The organism is Blautia glucerasea (assembly GCF_013304385.1).
In the GTDB taxonomy this organism is placed as follows: domain Bacteria; phylum Bacillota; class Clostridia; order Lachnospirales; family Lachnospiraceae; genus Blautia_A; species Blautia_A ammoniilytica.
In genome coordinates, this window is the sequence record NZ_JAAITU010000017.1 from 44,881 (window position 1) to 70,077 (window position 25,197).

Genomic DNA, 25,197 nt, shown 5'->3' on the forward strand with positions numbered 1-25,197 from the left:
ATCACCGTTTTATACGTTGAACCTGAATAAGATCACATCTCCATCCTGCACAACGTAATCCTTTCCTTCCATGCGAACCAGGCCCTTTTCTCTGGCTCCTGCGTAAGATCCACAGTCCAGAAGATCCTGATAATTTACTACCTCTGCTTTAATAAATCCTCTTTCAAAATCAGAATGGATCTTTCCTGCTGCCTGAGGTGTCTTTGTACCGATCTTAATTGTCCATGCACGTGTTTCATCCTCTCCGGATGTAAGGAAACTCATCAGGCCAAGAAGATGATAGCTTGCACGGACAAGCTTCTCAAGTCCTGATTCTTTCAGCCCCAGATCTTCCAGGAACATTTTCTTCTCATCATCATCCAGTTCAGAAATCTCTTCCTCGATCTGTGCACAGATCACAAATACTCCACTGTTCTGTTCTTTTGCGTATTCACGCACCTCTGCCACATATTTATTGGACTCACCGTCATCTGCCAGATCATCCTCAGCCACGTTAGCAGCATAGATCACAGGCTTCCATGTAAGAAGGTTGTATGTACCCATCCATCCCTCTTCATCCTCATTGTCCAGCTCCATAGTGATGGCCATCTTGCCGTCTTCCAGATGCTTCTTGATCTTCTGAAGGAAATCCAGTTCCTTAGCTGCTTCTTTATCCATACGTGCAGTCTTTGTAACCTTTGCGATCCTGCGCTCCAGAATCTCCAGATCAGAGAAGATCAGCTCCAGGTTGATGGTCTCAATGTCACGAAGCGGATCAATACTTCCATCTACGTGGATCACATTAGAGTCTTCAAAGCAGCGTACCACATGTACAATGGCATCTACTTCACGGATATTGGCCAGGAACTGGTTGCCAAGTCCCTCTCCTTTGGATGCTCCCTTTACAAGGCCTGCTATATCCACAAATTCGATCACTGCCGGTGTTACCTTCTTGGAATGATAAAAATCTCCTAAAAGCTTCAGTCTTTCATCCGGCACTGTTACAACTCCCACATTGGGGTCAATGGTGCAGAATGGGTAGTTAGCTGATTCTGCCCCTGCTTTTGTCAGGGAATTAAACAATGTACTTTTGCCTACATTGGGCAGGCCTACGATTCCTAATTTCATTTCTATGTATATCTCCTTTGAGTGTATTGATTTACAGTATTTTCAGATATCTTGTGTATATTCTTCTTTTGTTATAATCATGCTCATTTTCATGCAAAAGAGCTCTGACACGTATGGATTATAACACACCAGAACTCTTTTGTATACCTTTATCCGATTTTGAGTCTACACGGTATTCACCTGCAAACCGCCACATTTAGCCCCAATTCAGTCTCTTGTCATTAACATCAGCAAATTGCCCCCAGAAAAGGTGATCCTAGCCTCCTGCTCCTTAATCTCATTGCTGACAGTAAGCCCGCTTTGGGCGAACCGCAGATGATGATCATGCAGCGGATATTTAAAGCCTTCCAGGGTAAGTCCGGTCACATCTCCTCCTACAGAGAAAAAAGATACATACTTCCCATACTGCCAGTCTTTGTGAAGAACTGTGCCATTATCCACAAGGGTGATAAAGTTATTCACGTCTGCTAGCCGGATATTCACACCCCGTTCTTTGCCTGACAAAAGCAGTCCCAGATTGGCCATCACATGATCCAGCCTGGTACCTGTCCCTCCAAGGATCAGAATATCCTTTGCTCCCTGAGAAATAGCCAGATTCACAGCTGACTGTGTATCAGAATCATCTTTTTCAGGCTTTAACCTGCGGATAGAAGTCTGTGGCAGTTTTTCCATGTATATCTTTCCCTCCGAGGAAAGGCTGTCAAAATCTCCCACTATCAGATCTGGCGTTATGCCTGCTGTTATGAAAAATTCCAGGCCTTTATCTGCTGCGATCAGCTGCAAAGCTTTACTATGGGAAGTGCTTGTCTGTGTTGATGTTTTTCTGTTTGTTTCTTTTTTCAGTTTTTTTAAAAAATCGAGGGCAAAATCAACCTGGATATTGCCCCCGCTAACTACTACTGTATCAATCATATGCTTCCTTATTCCAGTGTATCTGCTATTTCATGGATCTTATTCTGGATATTTCTTACATTCTTTGCAATATCATCCTTGAACACCCAGGAGCCTGCCACAAAAAGATTGGCTCCGGCCTTCATTACAGTTACAAGGGTATCCTCATTGATCCCGCCGTCTACCTGAATATCCACATCCAGCCCCTCATGGTCGATCAGTTCCCTAAGCTCCTGGATCTTCTCTGTACACTCATCTATATACTTTTGTCCCCCAAAGCCTGGCTGAACAGTCATAACAAGTACCATGTCAACATCCTCAAGCATATGGCTGATATCATTTACCGGAGTAGCCGGTTTGATAGATATGCCTGCCTTTACGCCTGCATCATGGATCAATTCAATGGTACGTTCCAAATCCTCACATGCCTCCGCATGTACAGTAATGGAATCAGCACCACAGTCTACAAAATCCTGAATATAACGACCAGGCTCTGTAACCATCAGATGCACATCAAAGAACATACCGGATTCCTTGCGGATAGATTTGATCACCGGCATTCCAAAGGAAATACTTGGCACAAAATCGCCGTCCATAACATCAATATGAAGCCATTTTACTCCCTCGTTTTCCAAGATTTTAATCTGTTCGCCCAGGCGGTTAAAATCCGCAGATAAAATAGACGGACACAACTGATACATAGTTTTAATAATCCTCCTTATATTCCGCTTAATATTTATATTTCATTTAGTATTTACGCTTATTTTTATATTTCATTTAGTATTTACGCTTATTTTTATATTTCATTTAATATTTACGTTTGTCTTTTAATTCCTGATATAATACCAAATAATCCTCATATCGCTGCTTGCTGATTTTATGGTCCTCCAATGCCTGCTTCACCTGGCAGTCCGGCTCATGAATATGTCGGCATCCCTGAAAACGGCATTGCTGAGTATACCTGGTAAATTCTGGAAAATAATCCTTCAGCTGATCTTCTTCCATATCAGTCAGGTATAAAGAAGAAAATCCAGGTGTATCCACCAGGAAGGTATCCTTTCCTACAGGGATCACCTGGGAATGTCGGGTAGTATGACGTCCCCGTTTCAGCTTACGGCTAATCTCGCCAGTCTCCATACAAATCTCATCCTGAAGCCTGTTAGTTAGCGAAGACTTTCCAACCCCTGAAGGCCCGGCCACAACAGTGGTCTTATCCTGCAGTACCCTGCGGATCTGATCTACTCCGATACCATCTTTGATACTGGCAGGAATCACCTGATATCCACAATCCTCATAAATTCTGCACAGTCTCTGCTGTTCTTCTGGTTCTGCAAGATCTCCTTTGTTAAAACAGATCAAAGAAGGAACATCCTGCTGCTCCATCATGATCAGAAATCTGTCAAGAAGAAGAAAATTGGGCTTAGGGCTTTCCATGGCAAATATCACCATTGCCTGATCCACATTGGCTACCGCCGGACGGATCAGCGAATTCTTCCTTGGAAGAATCGCTGTTATATTTCCGGTCTTTTCCTTAGGATCCAGAATGCTGATCTGTACATCATCCCCTACCAAAGGCTTCTGGTTATCTTTACGGAAAATTCCTTTAGCCTTGCACTCATAGGTTTCTCCGTCTTCTGCATAAATATAGTAAAAGCCTGCAATTCCTTTTATGATCTTTCCCTGCATGGATTATTCAGCCTTTTCAAAAGTGATAGGATAATGTCCCAGTTCCTGATAGCTTCCGTCCACTTCCTCTGACAGATAAAGCGTACCTTCGCTCACACCAGGTGCACCTGTAATGTCAAGCTGATATGGGAAAGTGATCTTCTGACCCTCTACGATCACGGAAGCAGTAGGTACTCCTCCTACCTCCTGTACAAGTTCCAGACGGACAGCGCCGCCATTATAACCGGTAGGGGTATTCAGTTTCTGTGTACATTTCCATACTTCTCCTGCAGCTGCCGCCTGGCTGGCTGTATCATTGCTTGATGATGCAGTGTCTGATGTACTGTTATCTGCAGAAGCTACACTGTCTGTAGATGTATCTGCCTGTGCGCCAGGCTCCTGGTCACCTGTACTGATGGTAATAGTCATTGGCTGATCCGGATCTGCTGCCTCACCGCCAACCGGATCCTGTGAAATAACTTCCCCGGCTGCCACATCTGTGCTCTTCTGCTCATTTATTGTAATATCGATAAACTTGCCAAGAGTTGTAAGCGCATCATTCTTCTGCATGCCCACTACATACGGAACTTCTGCACTGTCACCGAAATCCAGTCCACGGCTTACATACAATGTCACACTATCACCGGACTTGGCATCTGTGCCGGATGAAGGCTCTGTATACATGGAGTATCCAGGATCTACCTGAGGATAGCTTCCTGTGTCATCTGCTTCACTGTATACCTTCTGTACCTGCACTACCAGTCCCAGATCCTCCAGCTGCTGCTGTGCATCAATCCCTGTAGTACCGGATACATCCGGGATACTTACATCCTGTGTTCCCTTGCTGATATAATATTTAATCGTTGTATTCTGGTCTACCATTGTTCCAGGATCAAGATCCTGCGAAGAGATCCGGCCCTTTTCCTGTGTAGATGCTTCTTCTCCCATAGGTTGAAGGCCAAGATGCAGGTCAGAAACAAGAGTCTTCGCCTCATTTTCTGTCTTGCCTTTCAGATCCGGAACTGCTACCTGTCCCGCATCTGCCGGTGCTTCCGTAACCTGTGCTTCCTGCTGCTGGTCTGTATTGTCACTGCCGCCAATAAGCCCTGCTGCACGGCCAATGAAGATGATCAGGACTACAAGAAGGGCTGCACCAAAGATCAGTGCCAGGATCGTAATGATCAGTCCGCTGTTTCTCTGTTTCTTTCTTCTTCGTGCCCTTTCGCGCTCCCGCTCTCTTTCTCTCTCCCGCTCTCTGCGGCTTACCGGTTCATCCGGCTCATCATAATCTGTTTCATTGATCTCTTTTTCCAGTTCTTCAATATCTGTCTTCTGCTTTGGTGTATGCTTGATCTCACCAAGCTCTTTGTCAGAAATCACAACGGTTTTGGCATCATTATCCACAGATGTAAGCTTCACAAAGTCCCCCTGTGGATCGATCAGGGAATGCTTCAGGTCTGCGATCACATCTTCCATTTTCTGGTAACGGCGGTCTACACTCTTCTGTGTGCATTTGAAAATGATCTGCTCCAGACTGTAGGGAAGATCCGGTGTATATACACTGGGCGGAACCATTTCCTCCTGAAGATGCTTGATAGCAATGGCGACTGTAGTGTCCCCGTCAAAAGGAACCCTGCCTGTAACCATTTCATACAAAGTAATACCAAGTGAATAAATATCACTTTTCTCATCACTGTATCCACCACGTACCTGCTCAGGAGAGCTGTAATGTACAGACCCCATCACATTGGAACTGATGGTATTGGAGGATGCAGCCCGTGCAATACCAAAATCTGTAACCTTTACCTTTCCGTCTGTGGAAATCATAATATTCTGAGGCTTAACATCCCTATGTACAACACCATGGCTGTGTGCTGCCTCCAGTCCCATGGATACCTGAATAGCAATACTGGTAGCTTCCTTTACGGAAAGCTTGCCTTTCTTGGAAATATACTCTTTCAGAGTGATTCCCTCAATCAGTTCCATGACAATATAATATATCCCATCATCTTCCCCAACATCAAATACATTTACAATGTTAGGATGTGTAAGCCCTGCTGCTGCCTGGGCTTCACTTCTGAACTTTTTAACAAAGGTTGCATCTTCACGGAATTCCGGTTTCAAAACCTTCACTCCCACATAGCGGTTCAGCTTATGATCCTTTGCCTTATAGACATCCGCCATTCCGCCGGTACCGATTTTTCCTACTATCTCATAGCGTTCTGCTATAATCATACCTGTCTTTAACATGTTTCCACCTCATTCGTGAATGGTTCTATCAATATAACTGCAATATTATCCTTGCCGCCATTCTGGTTTGCTTCCCGTATCAGTGTATCCCCTTTCCAGGTAATATCCTTATCCGGGTTTGTTATGATCTCTTCCATCGTACGATCTTCAACCATATTGCTCAGACCATCGGAACACATCAGGATCGTGTTTCCCGGCTCCAGCTTCAGGTCAAAAAAATCAACATCTACCGTCTTTTCTGCACCAAGCGCCCTTGTGATAATATTCTTATCTGGATGGTTGCGTGCCTCTTCTGCATTGATCTCTCCAAGCCTTACCATCTCCTGTACAAGGGAATGGTCTCTTGTCACCTGGCGAATCTGTCCCTGTACAACGTAAAGTCTGCTGTCTCCTACATTTGCCACATAAGCATAATTTCCTACAATGGTGGCAACTACCATGGTAGTCCCCATCCCACGAAGTCCTTCATCTCTCTGCGCCTGATCAATAATTTCTGTATTGGCAGCTTCAATGGCATGACGGATCACCTTAATGGGATTAAAATCCGCATCTGCCTGAATCTGGGACACCAGAGTCTGTACTGCATGTGCAGATGCATAATCTCCTGCATTGTGTCCGCCCATGCCATCGGCAACAGCAAAAAGATTAGGGAGATTTCCGACCGGCTCCTGGGAAACAAACACATAGTCCTGGTTCATCTTCCGCTTCTGCCCAACATCAGTCGCTGAATATATCCTCATTCTACTTCTCGCTTTCTGTTTTCTCCATATAGCTTTTTCTTAATTGCCCACAGGCACCGTCAATATCGCTGCCCATTTCCCTTCTAATAGTAACATTAATTCCATATTTTTCAAGTTTTATTTTGAAATTCTCCACTGCCTGGTGGGTGGAACGCCGATAAGAACGTTCCTTAACCGGATTAACAGGAATCAGATTTACATGGCAGTTCATGTTCTTGATCCTGCCTGCCAGCTGAGCTGCATCTTCATCCCCATCGTTCACTCCTGCAACCAGACTATATTCAAAGGTGATCCTTCGGCCTGTTTTTTCAAAATAATTCCTGCATGCATCTAATACCTGTTCCATGGTATAGCGTTGGGCTATAGGCATTAATTCCTGTCTTTTTTCATCATTCGGTGCATGAAGTGACAGGGCAAGAGTCATCTGCAGCTTTTCTTCTGCCAATTCATACATTCTGGGAACAATCCCACATGTGGAAACAGTAAGATTCCTCTGGCTGATATGAAGTCCACCTTCTTCTGTAAGAATATGGATAAATCTAAGAAGATTCTCATAATTGTCCAGCGGTTCTCCAGTTCCCATCACTACCACATTGGAAATCCTCTCTCCTGTCACTGTCTGGATCCGGTAAATCTGATCCAGCATCTCTGAAGGCAGAAGATTTCTGGTCCAGCCTCCTATGGTAGAAGCACAGAACCTGCACCCCATTTTGCAGCCCACCTGGGAGCTGATGCATACTGAATTGCCATGCTTGTACTTCATCAACACGCTCTCGATCACATTACCATCGGACAGTCTGAAAAGATATTTCCTGGTACCATCAATAGCCGAAATCTGCTGATCTACCATTTCCAAAACGGTTATGGGATAATCAGACAATTTTGTCTTCAGGCTTTTGGGCAGATTTCCTGCCTCATCCCAGGACGTGATCAGATGCTCATGCAGCCAGCTGTAGATCTGCTTGGCCCGAAAAGGTTTCTCCTTTAGCTGCACCATCAGATCCTTTAACTCCTCTATGCTCATCGACTTAATGTCTGTCATACTCTTTTTCCTTTATTTTCTTCTGAATTTTGCAATAAAGAATCCATCTGTCTTATGTACTCCCGGTAAAAGCTGAAGATATCCAAGTGCTGTTGTCTCAGAATGCAGCTCCTCTGGCAGGCATGGATCCAGACTTTCCAGTTTAAACGGATAGTTTTGCAAAAACCACATCATATTTTCTTCATTTTCTTCTTTTGCAATCGTACAGGTACTAAAGATCAAAGTACCTCTGGGCTTCACATAATTAGCTGCCCGATCAAGGATGGTTCGTTGAAGAATCACGATCTCCTCCTGCTTCTGCGGTGTTACACGATATTTGATATCCGGTTTCTTCCCGATCACTCCATATCCTGAGCAGGGAACATCGGCAAGCACAATATCTGCAAGCAGCTCGGATTCCTGGTCGAAAATCGTAGCATCCTGCACCTTTGCCTGTACATTAATAGAATTGGTGCGTCGGATATTTTCTTCGATCAAATTCACCTTGTACTGACTCACATCCCTGGCATCAACAGTACCAAAGCCTTCCATCTTATCTCCTACATGCAGGCTTTTTCCACCTGGTGCAGCACATACGTCAATCACATAATCTCCTTTTTGCGGATCAGCTGCTTCTGCAACCAGCATGGAACTTACATCCTGTACCAGGATCTTCCCGTTAATAAATGCATCCAGTGCCAGGATATGGTCAAACCCTGAGATATGGCAGGCATAAGGCAGGTAGGGGGCAGGTTCTACCTTTACTCCCTGATCAGTCAGGCTTTTCACAATAGCCTCCTGAGAATTCAAATATGTACGGCAGCGTACAGTCAAAGGCTTTTCTTCAAGAAAATCTTTAAGGATCTTCTCTGTGGTCTCCTCACCATAAGCCTCCAGCCAGCGTTCAACTAGCTGTTCTGGCATGGAATATTCAACAGACAGGCTTCTTACCAGATTCTCTTCCCTGGAAGGAAATTTCACCTGATCCATCTCTCTTGCAATGGTACGAAGCACTCCATTCACAAAAGGCTTCAAATTATAAAAGCCTTTTCTCTGGGTCAGCTTTACTGCTTCGTTGCATACTGCACTATCCGGAACACTGTCCATATACCGCAGCTGATATACGGCGCTGCGAAGGATTTCCCGGATAGGCGGTTTCATTTTGTCTACTGTTACTTTTGAAAAAGAATCCAGAATATAATCAATCTGGATCCTGTATTCCAAAGTTCCCTCGCAAACTCTTGTGATAAAGGCCCGCTCCTGTCTTGGCAGAAACTGATATTTGGAAAGAGCGCTGCGGATAGCAATATGACTGTGCTCTCCTTCCTCGATCTGAAGCAAGATCTCCAGGATCATCTCTCTTGGGTTAATTCCATTAGTCACGATCTCTACCTCCGGCAAGAATAATCAATCTTAACAGCTGGAGAATGGATGAAGCCAACGCTGCCACATAAGTCAAAGCCGCTGCTGTCAGTACCCTTCTGGCTCCCAGATTCTCTTCTGTACTTAAAATCCCTGTGCTGTCCAACAGCCTAAGAGCCCTGGAGGATGCATTGAACTCTACAGGCAGGGTCACAAGCTGAAACAAAACTGCCAGCGAAAAAAGGACAATCCCCAGCATCAGCAGGGAACGCATAGAAAAGATCAGTCCTGCCAGGAAAATCGGCCATGAAAGACTGGAACCTAGGTTTGCCACCGGAACAATCGCTGAACGGATATTCAGTGGTGCATAATTCACTGCATGCTGAATAGCATGCCCACATTCATGAGCAGCCACACATACAGATGCCACAGATGTCTGTCCATACACATCCTGTGATAAAGATACTGTCTTAGTCCTTGGATCATAATGGTCTGTCAGACTGCCCTGGACAGGTACGATCTTCACATCATAAATCCCGGCTGCAGCCAGGATCCGCTCTGCAGTCTGTGCACCAGTAAGGCCAGAATCACTTCTCACACGACGATATTTTGAAAAAGTGCTTTTCATCCTTGTAGAAGCGATCAGCGAGATCACAAGTCCAATTATCAGTAAAATATACGTAGGGTCAAAATAAAATCCATAAGGATATCCGTACATAAGCCTTCAGCTCCTCTCATCAAGCACATCTGCTCTAACCTAACAGGGTTCCCTTTTCTATTTTATAGCCTCGAAGGAATGAAGCTGTATCCATCCGTTTCTTTCCTTCCAGCTGCACTTCTGTAAGTACCAGTGTACCTTCTCCACAGGCCACGAAAATACCGCCTTCCTGTGCCTGAAGTACAGTTCCCGGTGTTGCTCCCTGATTGTCATCTTCTGTTTTGCATTTCCAGATTTTCAATGTTTTTCCGTTTACAAAGGTATAAGCACTGGGCCATGGATTTAACCCGCGTACCAGCCTTTCCAGCTCTGTTGCAGATTTGTGGAAATCGATTCTCCCCATTTGTTTGGTGATCATCCCGGCATAAGGAGTTGGACTTTCTTCCGGTTGTTTCTCATAGACAGCTGTTCCATCCAGAATATGCGGCACAGTTCTGATCAAAAGATCTGCTCCCGCATCTGCCAGCTTATCAAAAAGGCTTCCTCCTGTATCCTCATCTGTAATAGGAACCACCACCTTTGCAATCATATCTCCTGTGTCCAGTCCGGCTTCCATACGCATAATGGTAACACCGGACTCTTTCTCACCGTCAATAATTGCCTGCTGAATCGGTGCTGCCCCTCTGTATTTTGGGAGAAGGGATGCATGAATATTAATACATCCATATTGGGGCAGATCCAGGATACTCTTGGGAATGATCTGCCCGAAAGCAGCCACTACGATCATATCCGGTGCGATCTGCTGGAGAAGATCTACAAAACTCTGTTCCCTTACCTTTGCCGGCTGATATACTGTCAGCCCATGCTTTAACGCTTCTTCTTTGACAGGTGTAGGAACCAGATTCTTGCTTCTTCCTTTCGCCTTATCCGGCTGTGTTACTACTGCTGCCACTTCATATCCGGCTTCTGCAAGTGCCCGTAAAGGCTTTACCGCAAAATCCGGAGTTCCCATATAAACAATCTTCATATCAATCCTCATCCTCATCATAAGTTGTACGGTGAAGCTCTCCTTCTACCAGACGGGTATACATCAGTCCATCCAGATGGTCGAGTTCATGGCAGAATGCTCTGGCAAGAAGTCCTTCCCCTTCATATTCTATCTCATTCAGTTCTTCGTCCTGGGCTTTCACTTTCACATATTCTGGTCTTGTAACCTGACCAGCCATACCAGGTACACTTAAGCAGCCCTCATCACCAGTCTGTTCGCCGGATGATTCAACAATCTCCGGGTTGATCAACACAATAGGCCCCTCTCCTACATCGATTACTACGATTCTTTTCAGGATGCCCACCTGAGGTGCTGCCAGACCAACTCCCTGTGCATCATACATTGTGTCCAGCATATCCTCAATAAGCTCCAGAATTCTTGGTGTGATCTTGTCTACAGGTCTGCATTTCTTTGTTAAAACAGAATCTCCCTCTGTTCTGATTGTTCTAAGTGCCATTACTATTCTTCCTTTCCTGATGATTATTATATCCCGAATCATTTCGGTTATGAAAAATCAAATTGTATATATATTTTTCTGAAACCTGAATTAATCTCCATGTACCGTTCCAATTTTTCCCGAAGTGCGATCAATACCCTGCTGTCCTGATGCTTCAAATAAATCACCTTTTTGTACATATCTTTGACTTTTCCCACAGATTGTGGGGCTGGTCCGATCATGTGAAGCTTTGCATCCGTACAGATTCTGCGTATAAAAAGTGCCGTATAATGCATGGCCTGGTTAAGTAATTCTTCCTTTTCACATGCGCCTAGCACTGCCATCATATGAGCTGCCGGCGGATAATCCAAAAGCATCCTGTAACCCATTTCTTCCTGATAAAAAGCAGGATAATCCTGAACAGCTGCTGCCTGTATACTGTAGTGGTCCGGATTGTAGGTCTGGATCAGAGCTGTTCCTGGCTGAAGTCCTCTGCCAGAGCGTCCAACCGCCTGTGTAAGCAGCTGGAACGTCCGCTCACCGCACCGGTAATCCGAACCATTCAGTGACATGTCTGCAGCCAGCACTCCTACAAGCGTAACATCAGGAAAATCATGCCCCTTTACGATCATCTGGGTCCCCACCAGAATATCTGCCTTATGGGCTGAAAATGAAGCCAGGATCTGTTCATAGCTTCCCTTATTTCTTGTAGTATCATAATCCATCCGCAGTACAGATGCCTCTGGAAACTCCTTTTTGAGAATCTGCTGAATCTGCTGTGTACCAGCTTTAAAGCCTCCAATATAAGGAGAGCCACACACCGGACAGACCTGGGGTTTTCTGATTTCATATCCACAGTAATGACAGATCAGTCTTTCTCCCTGATGCTCAGAAAGTGATACATCACAGTGTGGACATTTCATTACGTGACCGCAGGATCTGCAGCTGACAAATCCGGCATATCCTCTGCGGTTTAAAAAAAGCATTGCCTGCTTCTTCTCTTCCAGGCACTTTTCTAATGCTTGCTTCAGACTGCGGCTTAGGGCTGACCGGTTCCCTGCTTTCAGTTCTCCCCTCATATCTATAATGGACACCTTAGGCAGTGGTCTGTCCGCATACCTTTCATTTAAGGTGACCAAAAGATATTCTCCCTCCTGTGCTTTCTTGTATGCTTCCAAAGAAGGAGTGGCAGAACCAAGGATCACATGGGCATTTTCCAGTTCTCCTCTTTTTACTGCTGTCTCCCTGGTATGATATCTGGGCGTATTCTCACTTTTGTAGGTAGGTTCATGCTCCTCGTCCATAATGATCAGCCCTAAATTTGGAAAAGGTGTAAAAAGAGCTGATCTGGGTCCTACCATGATCTGGATCTCACCTTTTTTGGCCCTTTTGAACTGATCATACCGCTCTCCCTGGGAAAGCCTGGAATTCAGGACAGATACCTTATCTCCAAATATGGAGCAGAATCTGTGTACTGTCTGATAGGTAAGTGCAATCTCCGGGATCAACACAATCGCCTGTTTTCCCTCCTTGATCATCTGTTGGATCAGCTCTATATATACAAGCGTTTTCCCACTGCCTGTTATTCCGTGAAGCAAAACAGTCCTTGAGTTGTCAGACTCCCACTCCCTGCGTATTTTACATACAGCCAGCTTCTGTGCATCCGTAAGCTGTACTTTTCCAGTCAGGGGGATCTTCCTGATATCTACAGGCTTTCTCAGGATCTCCTCCTGTCGTATTTCAAGAATCTTATTATCCTGAAAATATTTCAAAACTGAAGCAGATGCTCCCAGATCTTTTGCAGCCTCAGAAGCAGGTATCACTTTTCTTTCCAGAATCGCAGCAAGCAGCCGTGTTCTGGCCTTATATCTGGTTTCTGAAAGCTGATCAAGAAGTTTTTTCCCTTCTTCTGCTTCGATGGTGAGTACCAGATATCTTTTTTCTTTTGCTTTTACTTTGTTCTGAATGGGCAATACTGTCCGCAGCGCCTGGATCATGGTAGATCCATATCTCTGTCTCATCCAGGCTGCAAGTGCGATCAAGCGGCTTTCTGTTGTTTCTTCATCACTTAACAGTGCCTGGATCTCCTTGATCTTTCCCCCTTGAAAGTCAGCTTCTCCCGAAAGGCCTGTAACATATCCTTTCCGAAGCTTGTTTCCATTTCCAAAGGGAACAGAAACTACCATTCCTGTCTGTATCTGCCCTTCCATTTCTTCCGGCACACGATAAAGAAATGTCCGATCCAGCTTTTCATGGGAAATATCAATGATAACATCTGCATAAATCATATTCTATCTGTTCTTTTCCTTGTCTTCTTCAAGGATCTCCCGGATCAGAACCCTTTCGTCCATAGGATACTTTTTCCCTTTGATCTCCTGATAATCCTCATGGCCTTTCCCTGCAAGGATCACAATATCTCCAGGCTCTCCATGATGAATGGCATAAGCAATGGCTTCCTTACGGTCAATGATCTCCACATACTTCCCACTGGTCTTAGAAATCCCTACCTTAATATCGTCAATGATTGCCTGGGGATCCTCATCTCTGGGATTGTCCGAAGTAATAATGGTAAGATCTGCCAGATTGCCGGACACTTCTCCCATTTCATAACGACGGAGTTTAGAACGATTACCGCCGCATCCAAATAAGCAAACCAGTCTGTGGGGATGATATTCCCTCAAGGTTGTGAGAAGGCTCTCCAAAGCCATGGCATTATGTGCATAATCGATCATAAGGGTAAATTTATCGGACACCTTAACCATTTCGATCCTGCCTTTTACTTTTGCCACCTTCAGGGCTTTCAGGATATTCTCTTCTGATACATTAAAATGACGGCAGATCGCAATGGCTGTAAGTGAATTATAAATACTGAATTTGCCTGGAATATCAATCTCCACCGAAAAATCCAGAAGACCTGTCAGGTGATAGAAAATACCCAGGTATCCTTTCCCACCAATAAGCTTCGCATCTTCTGCACGAAGGTCTGCCTCTTTTGAGAATCCATAAGTTTCCAATTTACAGGTATGTCCTTCAACGATCCTGTCAAAATGCTCATCGTCCCTGTTTACGATTCCTACCACACACTGTTTCAAAAGCATGGCCTTGCATGCCAGATAATGGTCAAAGTCCTTATGTTCATTAGGTCCGATATGATCCGGCTCAATATTGGTAAATATACCGAAATCAAATACAAATCCCTGTGTCCGATGAAGCATCAGACCCTGGGAGGACACCTCCATCACCACGCAATCGCAACCAGCTTCCACCATCTGATGGAAATAATCCTGGATTACATAAGATTCCGGAGTAGTATTGGTAGCTGGAATCACCTTATCTCCGATGATTGCTTCAATAGTACCGATCAAACCAACTTTGTAGCCTGCATTTTCAAGAATAGACTTTACCATATATGTAGTAGTAGTCTTTCCTTTAGTACCGGTAATCCCAATGGTCTTCAGTTTTCTGGCAGGATGTCCGAACCAGGCAGCTGATATAAATGCCATGGCATATCTTGTATTTTCTACCTGGATCACAGTAACACCGGCTGGTGCTTGTACCGGTTCTTCTGTGATAAGTGCAGCGGCTCCTTTTTCGCATACCTGTGGAACGAATCTATGTCCGTCTGCTACAGCTCCTTTTATGCAGATAAACAGTGCACCGTCTTTTACTTTGCGTGAATCATAGGTAACTTCTGAAATATCTTTATCCAGATCACCCTGGATACAGGTATATTTCAATTCTTCTAATAAGGATGATAATCGCATGATACATTCCTCCTTGTTTTCTATACTTGATGATATCTAACATCATCATATATAGAAAAATCAAAATTTACTCCACTATAGAATAGCACACCCAAGGTTGGTTTTCAATGGGAATGCCCCGGCGGTTTTTTTACTCTGGATTAAGGTCTTTTGCGTTTTTTGTAAAGCATGTGTACTCCAGCAGCAATAGAGATTCCAAAAGCAAGGAGCATCAAATGTTCATACTCCTCCTTAAACATAGGATCACCTGTTTTTGGCGAATCATGTTCTGCAATGTATGCTGTTGTATATGGTGGCTGGTTATCTTCCTGCCCTTCTACAGGTGTATGTGTAATTCCCTGCACAGTCACTGCTGCTTCAGACCGGATCTGCTTTTCTTTTGTTTCATCAGAAGACACTGTCACCTGGTTGATCAGCTCACTGCTCTCAATATCCTCGGGAAGAACAACAACTGCTTTCAGACCTACTGATTCTCCTGGCAATATCTTTGGAATCAAAGCCTTAGTCCCAGACTTATTCAGCTGTACTCCCTCCATTTCCAAAAATCTGGCTTTTATCCTGGAATCCAGGAATTTCTCTGTACTCAGAACAGAATGTAAAGTTCGCTCGCCTGTATTTCGGATACATATCTGATAAGTAATTGTATCCCCCGGTCCTGCAAGAATACAGTCTGCTGTTTTTTCCACTGTAAAATCAGCTTTCAGAGGCTGGATCATTGTACTTATGACTCTTTCCTTTTTTACTGGCTCTGCTTCATTTTGGATATATGCCTGTACTTTTATTTCCATGACTCCTTCTTCAGATTCCCCAGATTGCAGCCAGAAGATCAGCTCCTGTGTCTGGCCTGCTGCAAGTTTTCCCAGCACTGCCTGACTGTTCTCGTCAATAATAAAGTGCTCCTGACTTTGCTGCCAATGAACAGAATAATCCTTCGCCTGTACCTGCAGGACCAGATTTTCTATTTCTCTTTCTCCGGTATTACACAAAAGGACATGATAATATACGATTTCCCCTGCTTTGGGATTTCCTTTTTCCTGGCTAAGTTCCATAGAAAAATCCAATTTTCCGGCCCGTGCCAAAAGCTCAGGACCTTTACTTTGTATCAATAGTTTCCTGGATTCTTCTCCTGAAAACAGATTAGTTTCCACTTCCTCCACAACAGACGCATAAAGACCCGATGCCTGCTCACCATTTAAATTCACAGTAAGCGGGCTATCCTGAAATACGGGAAATAAGGTTTTTGTTTCTGCATACCTGTATTCTTCTCGCAGTGTAACAGGAATAGAAATAATTACATGATCCTGCTCCAGATCTGCTTCTGTAAAGGTGTAATACAATTTTGAGATCGTAGTCTCAATACCTATCTGAGTGATCACTGGGATTTCTTCTGTATATATTCCATAAGGCAGACCACCCCCTGTCTGATCCAATGTGAAATACTCTGAAAGATATGTAGAAAAGCACAGCGTCCTCTGCAATTCCTCGTTTTCATTTTGTAAGTTCTCGTTTCTGTCCTGGCTTGACATCTCATTACGATCTGTTTCCTCTGTATCTACGTAGTTTTCTTCTTCAATCCCTGTTCCAATAACATTTTCTCCTGCTATTCCTCCTGTATTTTCTGTTCCCTCTATTATTTCTGTTTCCGCTGTAATTTCTGTTATCTCGTCATTTTCTTCTGCTATTTTCTCCACAGCTTCTGTTAACGTATCATTTTCCTGTATTTCTGCACCATTTTCTTCAATAGGCTGCTCTTCCGTAACTTCCGTTCCTGTTTCACTGCACTGGCTCAAAAATATATCTGTATCCATCTTTGTCTGTACTTCTCTTTTTTGTATTTCTTCTTTCCATTGTGACAGGCCATTAAAATTAATCTCAATGATTCCTTTATAGTTTTCTTCATCTGTCCATACAGCCCTTTGTTCTATCCTTATAGTTTCTCTTTCATTTATATTAAATTCATTTTCACTGGCTGATACAAAAGCAGCCGACAGCAAAATTTCTCCCAGAATAGTACCAGCCAGAATAATCCCCACATTTTCATTTACAATCCTTCTGGACATTCTCCTGATGTAACTTTTATTAACGCTTTTCTTTTTTCTAAATTCTTTTGGCGTATACTTCTTCATGTTGATTTTCTTCATACTTTTCAAACCTCCTGTCTTTTCATGTTTATCCATGTATCACAGTTACAATGATTCTATAACGCATCCTTGCGGAGCGAAAAAAAACAGACAGATCCCTCCTCTCACATGGAATCCCCCTGTTCCCACAAAGTCAGCTCTTTGACCCATATTTTGATCACGATGTACTAATACAGTGAATATTAAGTAACTGCCATATTGACTTGACTTAGTTTTCGCTGTACCTGCTTAAAACTGTATATGCTTACTGGATATCGCATCGACAGGATGCTTGAAGAAAAAAAGAAATGCAGCCTTATGATCTGCTGTCAAGATAGATTGTTCCTACTGTATCACAACCTATTTCCAAATACAAGAGGGTTTAAAAATTATAATCCTTCTTTAATTTTTCTTTATAAACTTTCGATTTCTTTTATAAATACGACACACTTTACACACAATTGCCATATATAATATGTCTTGGATAGATGAAATACCACTCTCTATCTCCCCCCTCAAAAAGTATAGGAAATGAGCCATCAGGTGTATCCTGATGGCTTTTCCTTATTCTAACATGTACAGTTACGGCTCCATAGTTCAAGTCGAGCAGCTGCGAGACTTGGCGCGTGATTCTGGTCAGCGTAAGCTGACATATTCTTTACAGAATCACTGCGCATCCTCGCGGAGCGTTTATCTCAGTGGGAGATTGGACTCCCACTGAGACGAACTTGCTGTTACTCACCACCTGAAAGAGGTGGGAGTCTTCTCGACTGAGATAAATGACTGTTACAGCCTTACGGCTTCCTGGAGAAATAGCTGTTTCTATGCTACTACTTCCCAGATAAATTTTGTTGCAATTACTCTCCATGTCTTTTATAATGTAAGATATTCGTAATTATTCCATTCAATACCAACATCGTTGCAGATTCAATTTATTGAGGTTTAGCAATATCACATGATTTGGGTGTTTTGACCCTGGATCATACCATATAATTAAAAAAAGCGAGGTATCTCCTATGAGTGAAAAAATCGTAGTTGTGGCATTAGGGCACAGAGCCCTGGGAACTACTCTTCCAGAACAGAAAATTGCCACCAAGATGGCAGCCAAAGCCATTGCAGACCTGACTGAAGATGGAGCACATGTGGTAATCTCCCACAGCAATGGCCCACAGGTAGGCATGATCCATACTGCCATGAATGAATTTGGTAAAGCACATCCGGACTATACCTTTGCACCTATGTCTGTCTGCTCTGCCATGAGCCAGGGTTATATCGGCTATGACCTGCAGAATGCCATTCGTGCAGAATTCATCCAAAGAGGCATCTATAAACCAGTCAGCACTATCCTTACCCAGACAGTAATTGATCCGTATGACGATGCATTTGCAGAACCAGAAAAGGTCATTGGCCGTGTGCTGAATGCAGATGAGGCAGAGGCAGAGGAAGAGAAGGGTAATTTCGTAACAGAGCTTCCGGAGGGTGGATTTCGCAGGATCCTTGCTTCTCCCAAGCCTCAGAAGATCATCGAGATTGAAGCAGTCCGTGCCTTGGTGAATGCAGATCAAGTGGTGATTGCAGCAGGCGGCGGCGGTATTCCGGTTATGGAGCAGGGGATCGACCTTCACGGTGCCAGTGCTATTATTGAGAAAGACCTTACAGCCGGACTTCTTGCGGAAGAACTTGGTGCTGATACACTGATGATCCTTACCAGCGTTGAAAAAGTAAGTCTGAATCTTGGCAAAGATGATGAGAAATATCTTGATGTCATCTCTGTGGATGAGGCACGTACATATATGGATGAGGATCAATTTGCTCCAGGATCCATGCTTCCTAAATTCCAGGCTGGTATCTCTTTTATTGAAAAAGGAGAAGGACGTCGTACCGTAATCACAGACCTTGCCCATGCCAAAGACGGCTATCGTGAGAAAACTGGCACCATCATTAAATAATTTTCAATTCTGAATTATATTTTCAGTTCTGTACTACAAAAAAAGACAGCCCCAGGTATCCGACCCGGGGCTGATTTCTTTTGTAAGAGAAAATTACTCTATAACGTTCCTGTTACATAAAAATATCTTTTCTCATTATTTATTCCATACACTGATCAAGGATCTCATACATCTGATCCACATTTTCCTTTGTGATCACTAACGGAGGCACAATACGCAGTACATCACTTCCTGCTGAAATCACAAGAAGGCCTTTCTCCAAAGCTTTCTGCACCACTTCTCCGACCGGACGTCCTTTGATCACGATTCCCTGCATAAAGCCCATACCTCGACGGCATGCGGCACACTCATGCTTTGCAACAAGCGCATCCAGTTTTGATTCCAGATAAGGAGTCAGTTCCCGTACATGTGCAAGGATCAGATCTTTTTCAAAAATAGAAAACACCTTACTTACTGCTGCACACACGAAAGGATTTCCGCCATAAGTAGTGCCATGATCTCCTGGCTCAAGGCTGGCAGAAGCAGCCTTTTTGTTCAGTACAAAAGCCCCTACCGGAACACCGCATCCAAGAGCCTTTGCACAGGTCATAATATCCGGCTGTACCCCATATGCCTGCCATGCAAAATAATAACCGGTTCTTCCCATTCCGCACTGGATCTCATCCAGGATCAGCAGAATATCCTTTTCATCACAGATCCTGCGAAGGCCTTCCAGAAATTCCTTGTCAGCAGCATAAATACCGCCTTCACCCTGTACAGTTTCTGTAATAATAGCACAGGTTTTGTCTGTAATCTGCGCCTTAACACTTTCAAGATCATTAAAGTCTGCGAATTTCACGCCTCCCATTAAAGGCTCAAAGGGCTCTCTGTAATGAGCAGTCCCTGTTACGGAAAGTGCACCCACACTTCTTCCATGGAAAGAATGATTCATGGCAATGATCTCATGGTCTGCATGTCCGTCACGTACATAAGCATACTTTTTGGCAGCTTTTAGTGCGCCTTCTATAGCCTCTGTACCACTGTTTGTAAAAAACACCTTATCCATGTGGCTTGCAAGCACCAGCTTGGCACCAGCTTCGATCACCGGCTGGTTATAATACAGATTGGAAATATGGGTAAGCTTGCTGATCTGGTCTTTCAATGCTTCATCATACCCGGGATAATGATACCCCAGCGCATTTACTGCGATTCCGGCTGCAAAATCAAGATATTTTTTTCCCTGTGTATCATAAAGATGAACACCTTCACCTTTTTCAAATACTACTGGGAAACGGTTATATGTATGAAGAATACTAACTTCAGCTTCTTCGATCTGATCATTCATGTTCATTGTAATATTTTTCTCCGTCTTCTCTTAAAATGGCTGTTCCAATACCTTTATTGGTAAAGATTTCCAACAGCAGACTGTGTGGGATTCTTCCATCCAGGATATGTACACGGTTTACTCCTTTTTCAATGGCATCAATACAATTGCCCAGCTTAGGGATCATCCCGCCTCCTACAAAACCATCAGCGATCAGCTTCTGTGCTTCATGGACATGCAGTTCTGAAATCAGAGATGATGGATCATCTTTATCCCTGTAAACACCTTCAATATCCGAAAGAAACGCCAGTTTTTCTGCATGAACAGCTTTAGCGATGGCACATGCCGCATCATCTGCATTAATATTATAAGAATCATAATTCTTATCAAATCCTACCGGGAACACAATCGGCAGGAAATCTTTTTCCAGAAGATCATAAAGGATCCCCGGGTTTACATGGGTAATATCTCCTACATAACCTATATCCTCACCACCAGAAAGCTTTTTCTTGCATTCAAGAAGGCCGCCATCCTTGCCGCTGATACCAACTGCATTTACTCCAAGGGACTGCACATTGGTTACAAGTTCTTTATTTACCTTTGCCAGCACCATTTCAGCGATCTCCATGGTATCCTTATCTGTAACACGCAGACCGTTAATGAAATGCGGCTCCATTCCAACCTTACCTACCCAGCGGCTGATCTCCTTGCCGCCGCCATGCACGATAATCGGCTTAAAACCAACAAGCTTCAGAAGAACCACATCTTTGATCACATTTTTTTTCAGTTCCTCATCCAGCATAGCACTTCCGCCATACTTGATCACTACGATTTTTCTGTTAAAACGCTGAATATAAGGCAACGCCTCGATCAGCACCTCTGCCTTGTCCAAATACATCTGATTTACCATCTGAAGTACTCCTCCTGTCAGGAACGATAATCTGCATTAATGTTTACATATTCATGAGTCAGGTCGCATCCCCATGCAGTGGCAGATGCACAGCCCATCTTCACATCTGCAATAGCTGTTACCTCACTCTGGGAAAGAATCTTTGTCGCCTCTTCTTCATTATATCCAGTAGAAACACCATTCTCAATGATCTTCAGCTTTCCTGCACTGCTTTCAAAATACAGATCTACCTTCTCAGGATCAAACTGTGCTCCGGAATATCCCATTGCGCAGAGAATACGTCCCCAGTTGGCATCATGTCCGTAAATTGCAGCTTTTGTAAGAGACGAAGTGATGACAGACTTGGCAAGTGTTACTGCCTGCTGCTTTGACTCTGCCCCGATGATCTTAACTTCAAAAAGAGCGGTTGCACCTTCTCCGTCACCTGCGATCTTCTTTGCAAGTGTGGTGTTTACATAATTAAGTGCCTGGCAAAAAGCTTTGAAATCCTCGCCCTCTTCTGTGATCTTTGGATTGCCTGCCTGGCCGTTTGCCAACAAAAGAACTGTATCATTGGTAGAAGTATCTCCGTCTACAGAAACCATATTGTAGGTGTCCTTAATATCCTCACTAAGTGCCTTCTGCAGCATTTCCTTTGAAATACATGCATCCGTCGTAATAAAGGAAAGCATGGTACACATATTAGGATGGATCATACCGGAGCCTTTACACATACCGCCTACTGTCACAGTCTGGCCGCCGATCTGAACCTGTACTGCCACTTCCTTTTTCACAGTATCTGTAGTCATGATCGCTTTTGCAGCCTCGGTACCTGCTGCAATGCTGCCATCCAGTCCAGGTACAAGTGCTTTCACACCTGCAGTGATCCTGTCAATAGGGATCTGCATGCCGATCACACCTGTAGAAGCTACCAACACGCTGTCCTCTGAAATCCCAAGAGCCTGTGACACTGCCTGTGCAGTCTCTTTACAATAACCATATCCTTTCTCACCAGTACATGCGTTGGCAATCCCACTGTTACATACTACTGCCTGAGCATGTGGATGATGATATACGATCTCCTGATCCCATTTCACAGGAGCTGCCTTGACTACATTCGTAGTGAATGTGCCAGCTGCCACACAGGGTGTCTGACTGTAGATCATTGCCATATCTGTACGTCCCTGATATTTGATCCCAGCAGCAGCTGCTGCTGCCTGAAACCCCTTCGCCGCTGTAACGCCGCCTTCTATTTCTTTCATAATACTATAATCCTCCCTGATTTTACGGATACATAGGTACCTGTAATAATCCTTCGTTTTCTTTAAATCCAAACATCAGATTCATGTTCTGTACAGCCTGTCCTGCCGCACCTTTTACCAGATTATCAATAGCCCCCATCATGATCACACGATTGGTCCTTGGATCCAGTTTAAAGTTCACATCTACATAATTGCTGCCCTCAACCCATTTCGTCTGTGGACACACATCTTTATCCAGAACACGTACAAACTGCTCATTATCATAGTATTTATCATATACAGCCTTTACTTCTTCATAAGAAACATCTTTGGTAAGGGATGCATAAGCTGTTACAAGAATGCCTCTATTCATAGGCACAAGATGCGGGGTAAAGCTGATCACCACATCCTTGCCGCATGCATAGGAAAGCTGATCCTCGATCTCAGGGGTATGTCTATGTCCTGCTACGCCATAAGCCTTGATATTCTCATTTACTTCGCAGTAAAGATTATCAACCTTTGCCCCTCTTCCTGCACCGGTAGTACCTGATTTTGCATCAATAATAATAGTGTTTGGATCGATCATTCCTTCTTTTACCAATGGATAAATGGATAATGTAGAACAGGTAGGATAACACCCTGGATTGGCCACCAGTCTTGCATTTTTGATATCTTCCCTATTGATCTCACACAATCCGTACACAGCCTCTTCAACAAACTGTGGAGATTTGTGCTGTATGCCATACCATTTTTCATATTTGGCTACATCCTTGATCCTGAAATCTGCACTCAGGTCGATCACCTTTGCTTTAGAAAGTATCTCCTCATTTACAAGAGATGCACATAACCCCTGAGGTGTGGCTGTAAAAATCACATCAACCTGATCAGCCAGTGCTGCCATATTATCATCCATGCATTTTGCATCTACGATCTGGAAAAAATTCCTGTACACATCTGCATATTTCTTATCAATATAACTTCTGGAGCCATACCAGGCAATCTCAACATCTTTGTGTCCCAGAAGAAGTCTTACGATCTCGTTGCCGGCATATCCGGTCGCTCCTATAATACCTGCTTTTATCATCACTTCTACCTCCTGTGCCGTAGATTATACATCTTTTCTGCATATTATGCAATAGCCTTTTTTCCTTATTTTTCTCACCTTTTTTTCTTTGTTTGTGCATATTTTCCCTTTTATTTCTATATAATGCTGCATTTTTATGCAAAAAAAATTTGACTTTTTCTTGATTTCCTATTGCATATTTATTTAAAATGTTGTATATTATTTTCCAGCAATGGGTCAAGTAGAAAACCAGGTGAGCTGTAAGCGAATAAATATTCATATTTAATTACATATTATGCATATTTTTCACTCACCGCCCTTTGAATCCTTACTACTCGCTTTTGAATATTGAATATTAAAAATGTCAGGAGAAAAAATTATGAAAGAAAAAGTTGTTTTAGCATATTCCGGCGGTCTTGATACCACCACATTAATTCCTTGGCTGAAAGAAAATTTTGGTTATGATGTAATCTGCTGCTGTGTAAACTGCGGACAGGGTAACGAACTGGATGGTCTTGATGAGAGAGCAAAGCTTTCCGGAGCTTCTAAATTATATATTGAAGACATTATTGATGAATTTTGTGATGAATATATTATGCCATGTGTAGAAGCCGGTGCAGTTTATGAGCACAAATATCTTCTTGGAACTTCTATGGCGCGTCCTGCAATTGCCAAAAAGCTGGTTGAAATTGCACGTAAAGAAGGTGCTTCTGCTATCTGCCACGGTGCAACAGGAAAAGGAAATGACCAGATTCGTTTTGAACTTTCCATCAAAGCACTTGCTCCAGATCTGAAGATCATCGCTCCTTGGCGTATGACAGACGTATGGACCATGCAGTCCCGTGAAGATGAGATTGCTTACTGCCAGGCTCACGGCATTCATCTTCCTTTTGATGAAAGTCACAGCTACAGCCGTGACCGCAACCTGTGGCACATCAGTCATGAAGGTCTTGAGCTTGAGGATCCTTCCCAGGCACCACATTACGATAACATGCTTGTACTTGGCGTTACTCCACAGCAGGCTCCTGACAAAGAAACAGAAGTAACTATGACATTTGAAGCCGGTGTTCCTAAAACATTAAATGGCAAAGCAATGAAAGTATCTGAGATTATTACAGAGCTGAACAGACTTGGCGGCGAGAATGGAATCGGTATTGTTGATATCGTTGAGAACCGTGTTGTTGGTATGAAATCCCGTGGTGTATATGAGACTCCTGGCGGAACCATCCTTATGGAGGCTCATGATCAGCTGGAAGAACTGATTCTTGACCGTGAAACTATGGAAACCAAGAAAAAGCTTGGAAGCCAGCTGGCACAGGTAGTATATGAAGGAAAATGGTTCACCCCTCTTCGTGAAGCACTCCAGGCTTTTGTTGAGTCCACTCAGAAATATGTAACTGGTGAAGTGAAGTTCAAACTGTACAAGGGCAACATTATTAAGGCAGGCACAACTTCTCCTTACAGCCTTTACAACGAATCTCTTGCTTCCTTTACAACCGGTGATATGTATGATCATCATGATGCAGACGGTTTCATCACTCTCTTTGGTCTTCCGATGAAAGTTCGTGCAATGAAGCTTGCTGAAGTAAAGAAAAACACTCAGGGTGAATGATCTGCCCTTGGTAAATCTACATAAGTCGCCCCCACCCGTGAAACGGGTGGCTCGTAGGATGGCTATAAGCCTTTAATG

The 25,197-nt window shown here is 43.6% G+C and carries 20 protein-coding genes; 2 read left to right on the forward strand and 18 right to left on the reverse strand.

The annotated features are described in order from the left end of the window. Positions 1 to 9: 9 nt before the first annotated feature. The 14 genes from ychF to G5B11_RS08650 form a co-directional block, all read right to left on the reverse strand. Positions 10 to 1,107 (reverse strand): redox-regulated ATPase YchF, encoded by a 1,098-nt coding sequence (gene ychF / locus G5B11_RS08585; protein WP_173727642.1) that lies wholly within the window; start codon positions 1,105 to 1,107, stop codon positions 10 to 12. Between the two features lie 207 nt (positions 1,108 to 1,314). Then, positions 1,315 to 2,019 carry a thiamine diphosphokinase gene (locus G5B11_RS08590; protein ID WP_173727644.1) on the reverse strand — a complete coding sequence of 235 codons (705 nt, stop codon included), beginning with the start codon at positions 2,017 to 2,019 and terminating at the stop codon, positions 1,315 to 1,317. A gap of 8 nt (positions 2,020 to 2,027) precedes the next feature. Then, entirely contained in the window at positions 2,028 to 2,699 is a 672-nt protein-coding gene (gene rpe, locus G5B11_RS08595) for a ribulose-phosphate 3-epimerase (RefSeq protein WP_158421840.1), read from the reverse strand. A 106-nt stretch (positions 2,700 to 2,805) separates the two neighbouring features. Then, complete coding sequence (gene rsgA, locus G5B11_RS08600) at positions 2,806 to 3,684, reverse strand: ribosome small subunit-dependent GTPase A (RefSeq protein ID WP_173727646.1); 879 nt, start codon at positions 3,682 to 3,684, stop codon at positions 2,806 to 2,808. A 3-nt stretch (positions 3,685 to 3,687) separates the two neighbouring features. Further along, on the reverse strand, positions 3,688 to 5,913 hold the full coding sequence (gene pknB / locus G5B11_RS08605) for a Stk1 family PASTA domain-containing Ser/Thr kinase (RefSeq protein WP_173727647.1): 2,226 nt from the start codon (positions 5,911 to 5,913) through the stop codon (positions 3,688 to 3,690). Next, positions 5,907 to 6,653, reverse strand: coding sequence for a Stp1/IreP family PP2C-type Ser/Thr phosphatase (locus tag G5B11_RS08610; protein ID WP_173727649.1), 747 nt, complete (start codon positions 6,651 to 6,653; stop codon positions 5,907 to 5,909). The genes pknB and G5B11_RS08610 overlap by 7 nt, the downstream gene beginning before the upstream one ends. A 1-nt stretch (position 6,654) precedes the next feature. Next, the gene (gene rlmN, locus G5B11_RS08615; RefSeq protein ID WP_173727651.1) at positions 6,655 to 7,695 is read right to left on the reverse strand and encodes a 23S rRNA (adenine(2503)-C(2))-methyltransferase RlmN; all 1,041 of its coding nucleotides are present in this window, start codon (positions 7,693 to 7,695) and stop codon (positions 6,655 to 6,657) included. Between the two features lie 12 nt (positions 7,696 to 7,707). After that, complete coding sequence (gene rsmB, locus G5B11_RS08620; RefSeq protein ID WP_158421835.1) at positions 7,708 to 9,057, reverse strand: 16S rRNA (cytosine(967)-C(5))-methyltransferase RsmB; 1,350 nt, start codon at positions 9,055 to 9,057, stop codon at positions 7,708 to 7,710. Then, on the reverse strand, positions 9,050 to 9,754 hold the full coding sequence (locus G5B11_RS08625; RefSeq protein ID WP_173727653.1) for a zinc metallopeptidase: 705 nt from the start codon (positions 9,752 to 9,754) through the stop codon (positions 9,050 to 9,052). The genes rsmB and G5B11_RS08625 overlap by 8 nt, the downstream gene beginning before the upstream one ends. A gap of 34 nt (positions 9,755 to 9,788) precedes the next feature. Then, a complete protein-coding gene (gene fmt / locus G5B11_RS08630; RefSeq protein ID WP_158421833.1) occupies positions 9,789 to 10,721 on the reverse strand; it encodes a methionyl-tRNA formyltransferase in 933 nt (310 codons plus the stop codon). Between the two features lies 1 nt (position 10,722). Next, positions 10,723 to 11,199, reverse strand: coding sequence for a peptide deformylase (def, locus tag G5B11_RS08635; RefSeq protein ID WP_158421832.1), 477 nt, complete (start codon positions 11,197 to 11,199; stop codon positions 10,723 to 10,725). A 47-nt stretch (positions 11,200 to 11,246) separates the two neighbouring features. Then, complete coding sequence (priA, locus tag G5B11_RS08640) at positions 11,247 to 13,466, reverse strand: replication restart helicase PriA (protein WP_173727654.1); 2,220 nt, start codon at positions 13,464 to 13,466, stop codon at positions 11,247 to 11,249. 3 nt (positions 13,467 to 13,469) lie between these two features. Then, a complete protein-coding gene (locus G5B11_RS08645) occupies positions 13,470 to 14,942 on the reverse strand; it encodes a UDP-N-acetylmuramoyl-L-alanyl-D-glutamate--2,6-diaminopimelate ligase (protein WP_173727656.1) in 1,473 nt (490 codons plus the stop codon). A gap of 140 nt (positions 14,943 to 15,082) precedes the next feature. Further along, positions 15,083 to 17,083 carry a DUF7507 domain-containing protein gene (locus G5B11_RS08650; protein ID WP_173727658.1) on the reverse strand — a complete coding sequence of 667 codons (2,001 nt, stop codon included), beginning with the start codon at positions 17,081 to 17,083 and terminating at the stop codon, positions 15,083 to 15,085. A gap of 995 nt (positions 17,084 to 18,078) precedes the next feature. Here G5B11_RS08650 and arcC point away from each other — a divergent pair. Next, positions 18,079 to 19,011 (forward strand): carbamate kinase, encoded by a 933-nt coding sequence (gene arcC / locus G5B11_RS08655; RefSeq protein ID WP_173727660.1) that lies wholly within the window; start codon positions 18,079 to 18,081, stop codon positions 19,009 to 19,011. 139 nt (positions 19,012 to 19,150) lie between these two features. Here arcC and G5B11_RS08660 read toward each other — a convergent pair whose 3' ends face one another. From G5B11_RS08660 to argC, 4 genes are read right to left on the reverse strand one after another with little or no spacing between them, the layout of a single operon-like run. Next, positions 19,151 to 20,341: an aspartate aminotransferase family protein gene (locus G5B11_RS08660; protein ID WP_158421827.1), complete on the reverse strand. Its 1,191-nt coding sequence runs from the start codon at positions 20,339 to 20,341 to the stop codon at positions 19,151 to 19,153. Continuing rightward, entirely contained in the window at positions 20,328 to 21,224 is an 897-nt protein-coding gene (gene argB, locus G5B11_RS08665) for an acetylglutamate kinase (RefSeq protein WP_158421826.1), read from the reverse strand. The genes G5B11_RS08660 and argB overlap by 14 nt, the downstream gene beginning before the upstream one ends. Positions 21,225 to 21,241: 17 nt before the next feature. Continuing rightward, a complete protein-coding gene (gene argJ, locus G5B11_RS08670; RefSeq protein ID WP_158421825.1) occupies positions 21,242 to 22,465 on the reverse strand; it encodes a bifunctional glutamate N-acetyltransferase/amino-acid acetyltransferase ArgJ in 1,224 nt (407 codons plus the stop codon). 22 nt (positions 22,466 to 22,487) lie between these two features. Further along, positions 22,488 to 23,528 carry an N-acetyl-gamma-glutamyl-phosphate reductase gene (gene argC / locus G5B11_RS08675; protein WP_158421824.1) on the reverse strand — a complete coding sequence of 347 codons (1,041 nt, stop codon included), beginning with the start codon at positions 23,526 to 23,528 and terminating at the stop codon, positions 22,488 to 22,490. Between the two features lie 358 nt (positions 23,529 to 23,886). Here argC and G5B11_RS08680 point away from each other — a divergent pair, with 358 nt between their 5' ends. Further along, the gene (locus G5B11_RS08680) at positions 23,887 to 25,119 is read left to right on the forward strand and encodes an argininosuccinate synthase (RefSeq protein ID WP_173727662.1); all 1,233 of its coding nucleotides are present in this window, start codon (positions 23,887 to 23,889) and stop codon (positions 25,117 to 25,119) included. The last annotated feature ends 78 nt before the right edge of the window (positions 25,120 to 25,197 follow it).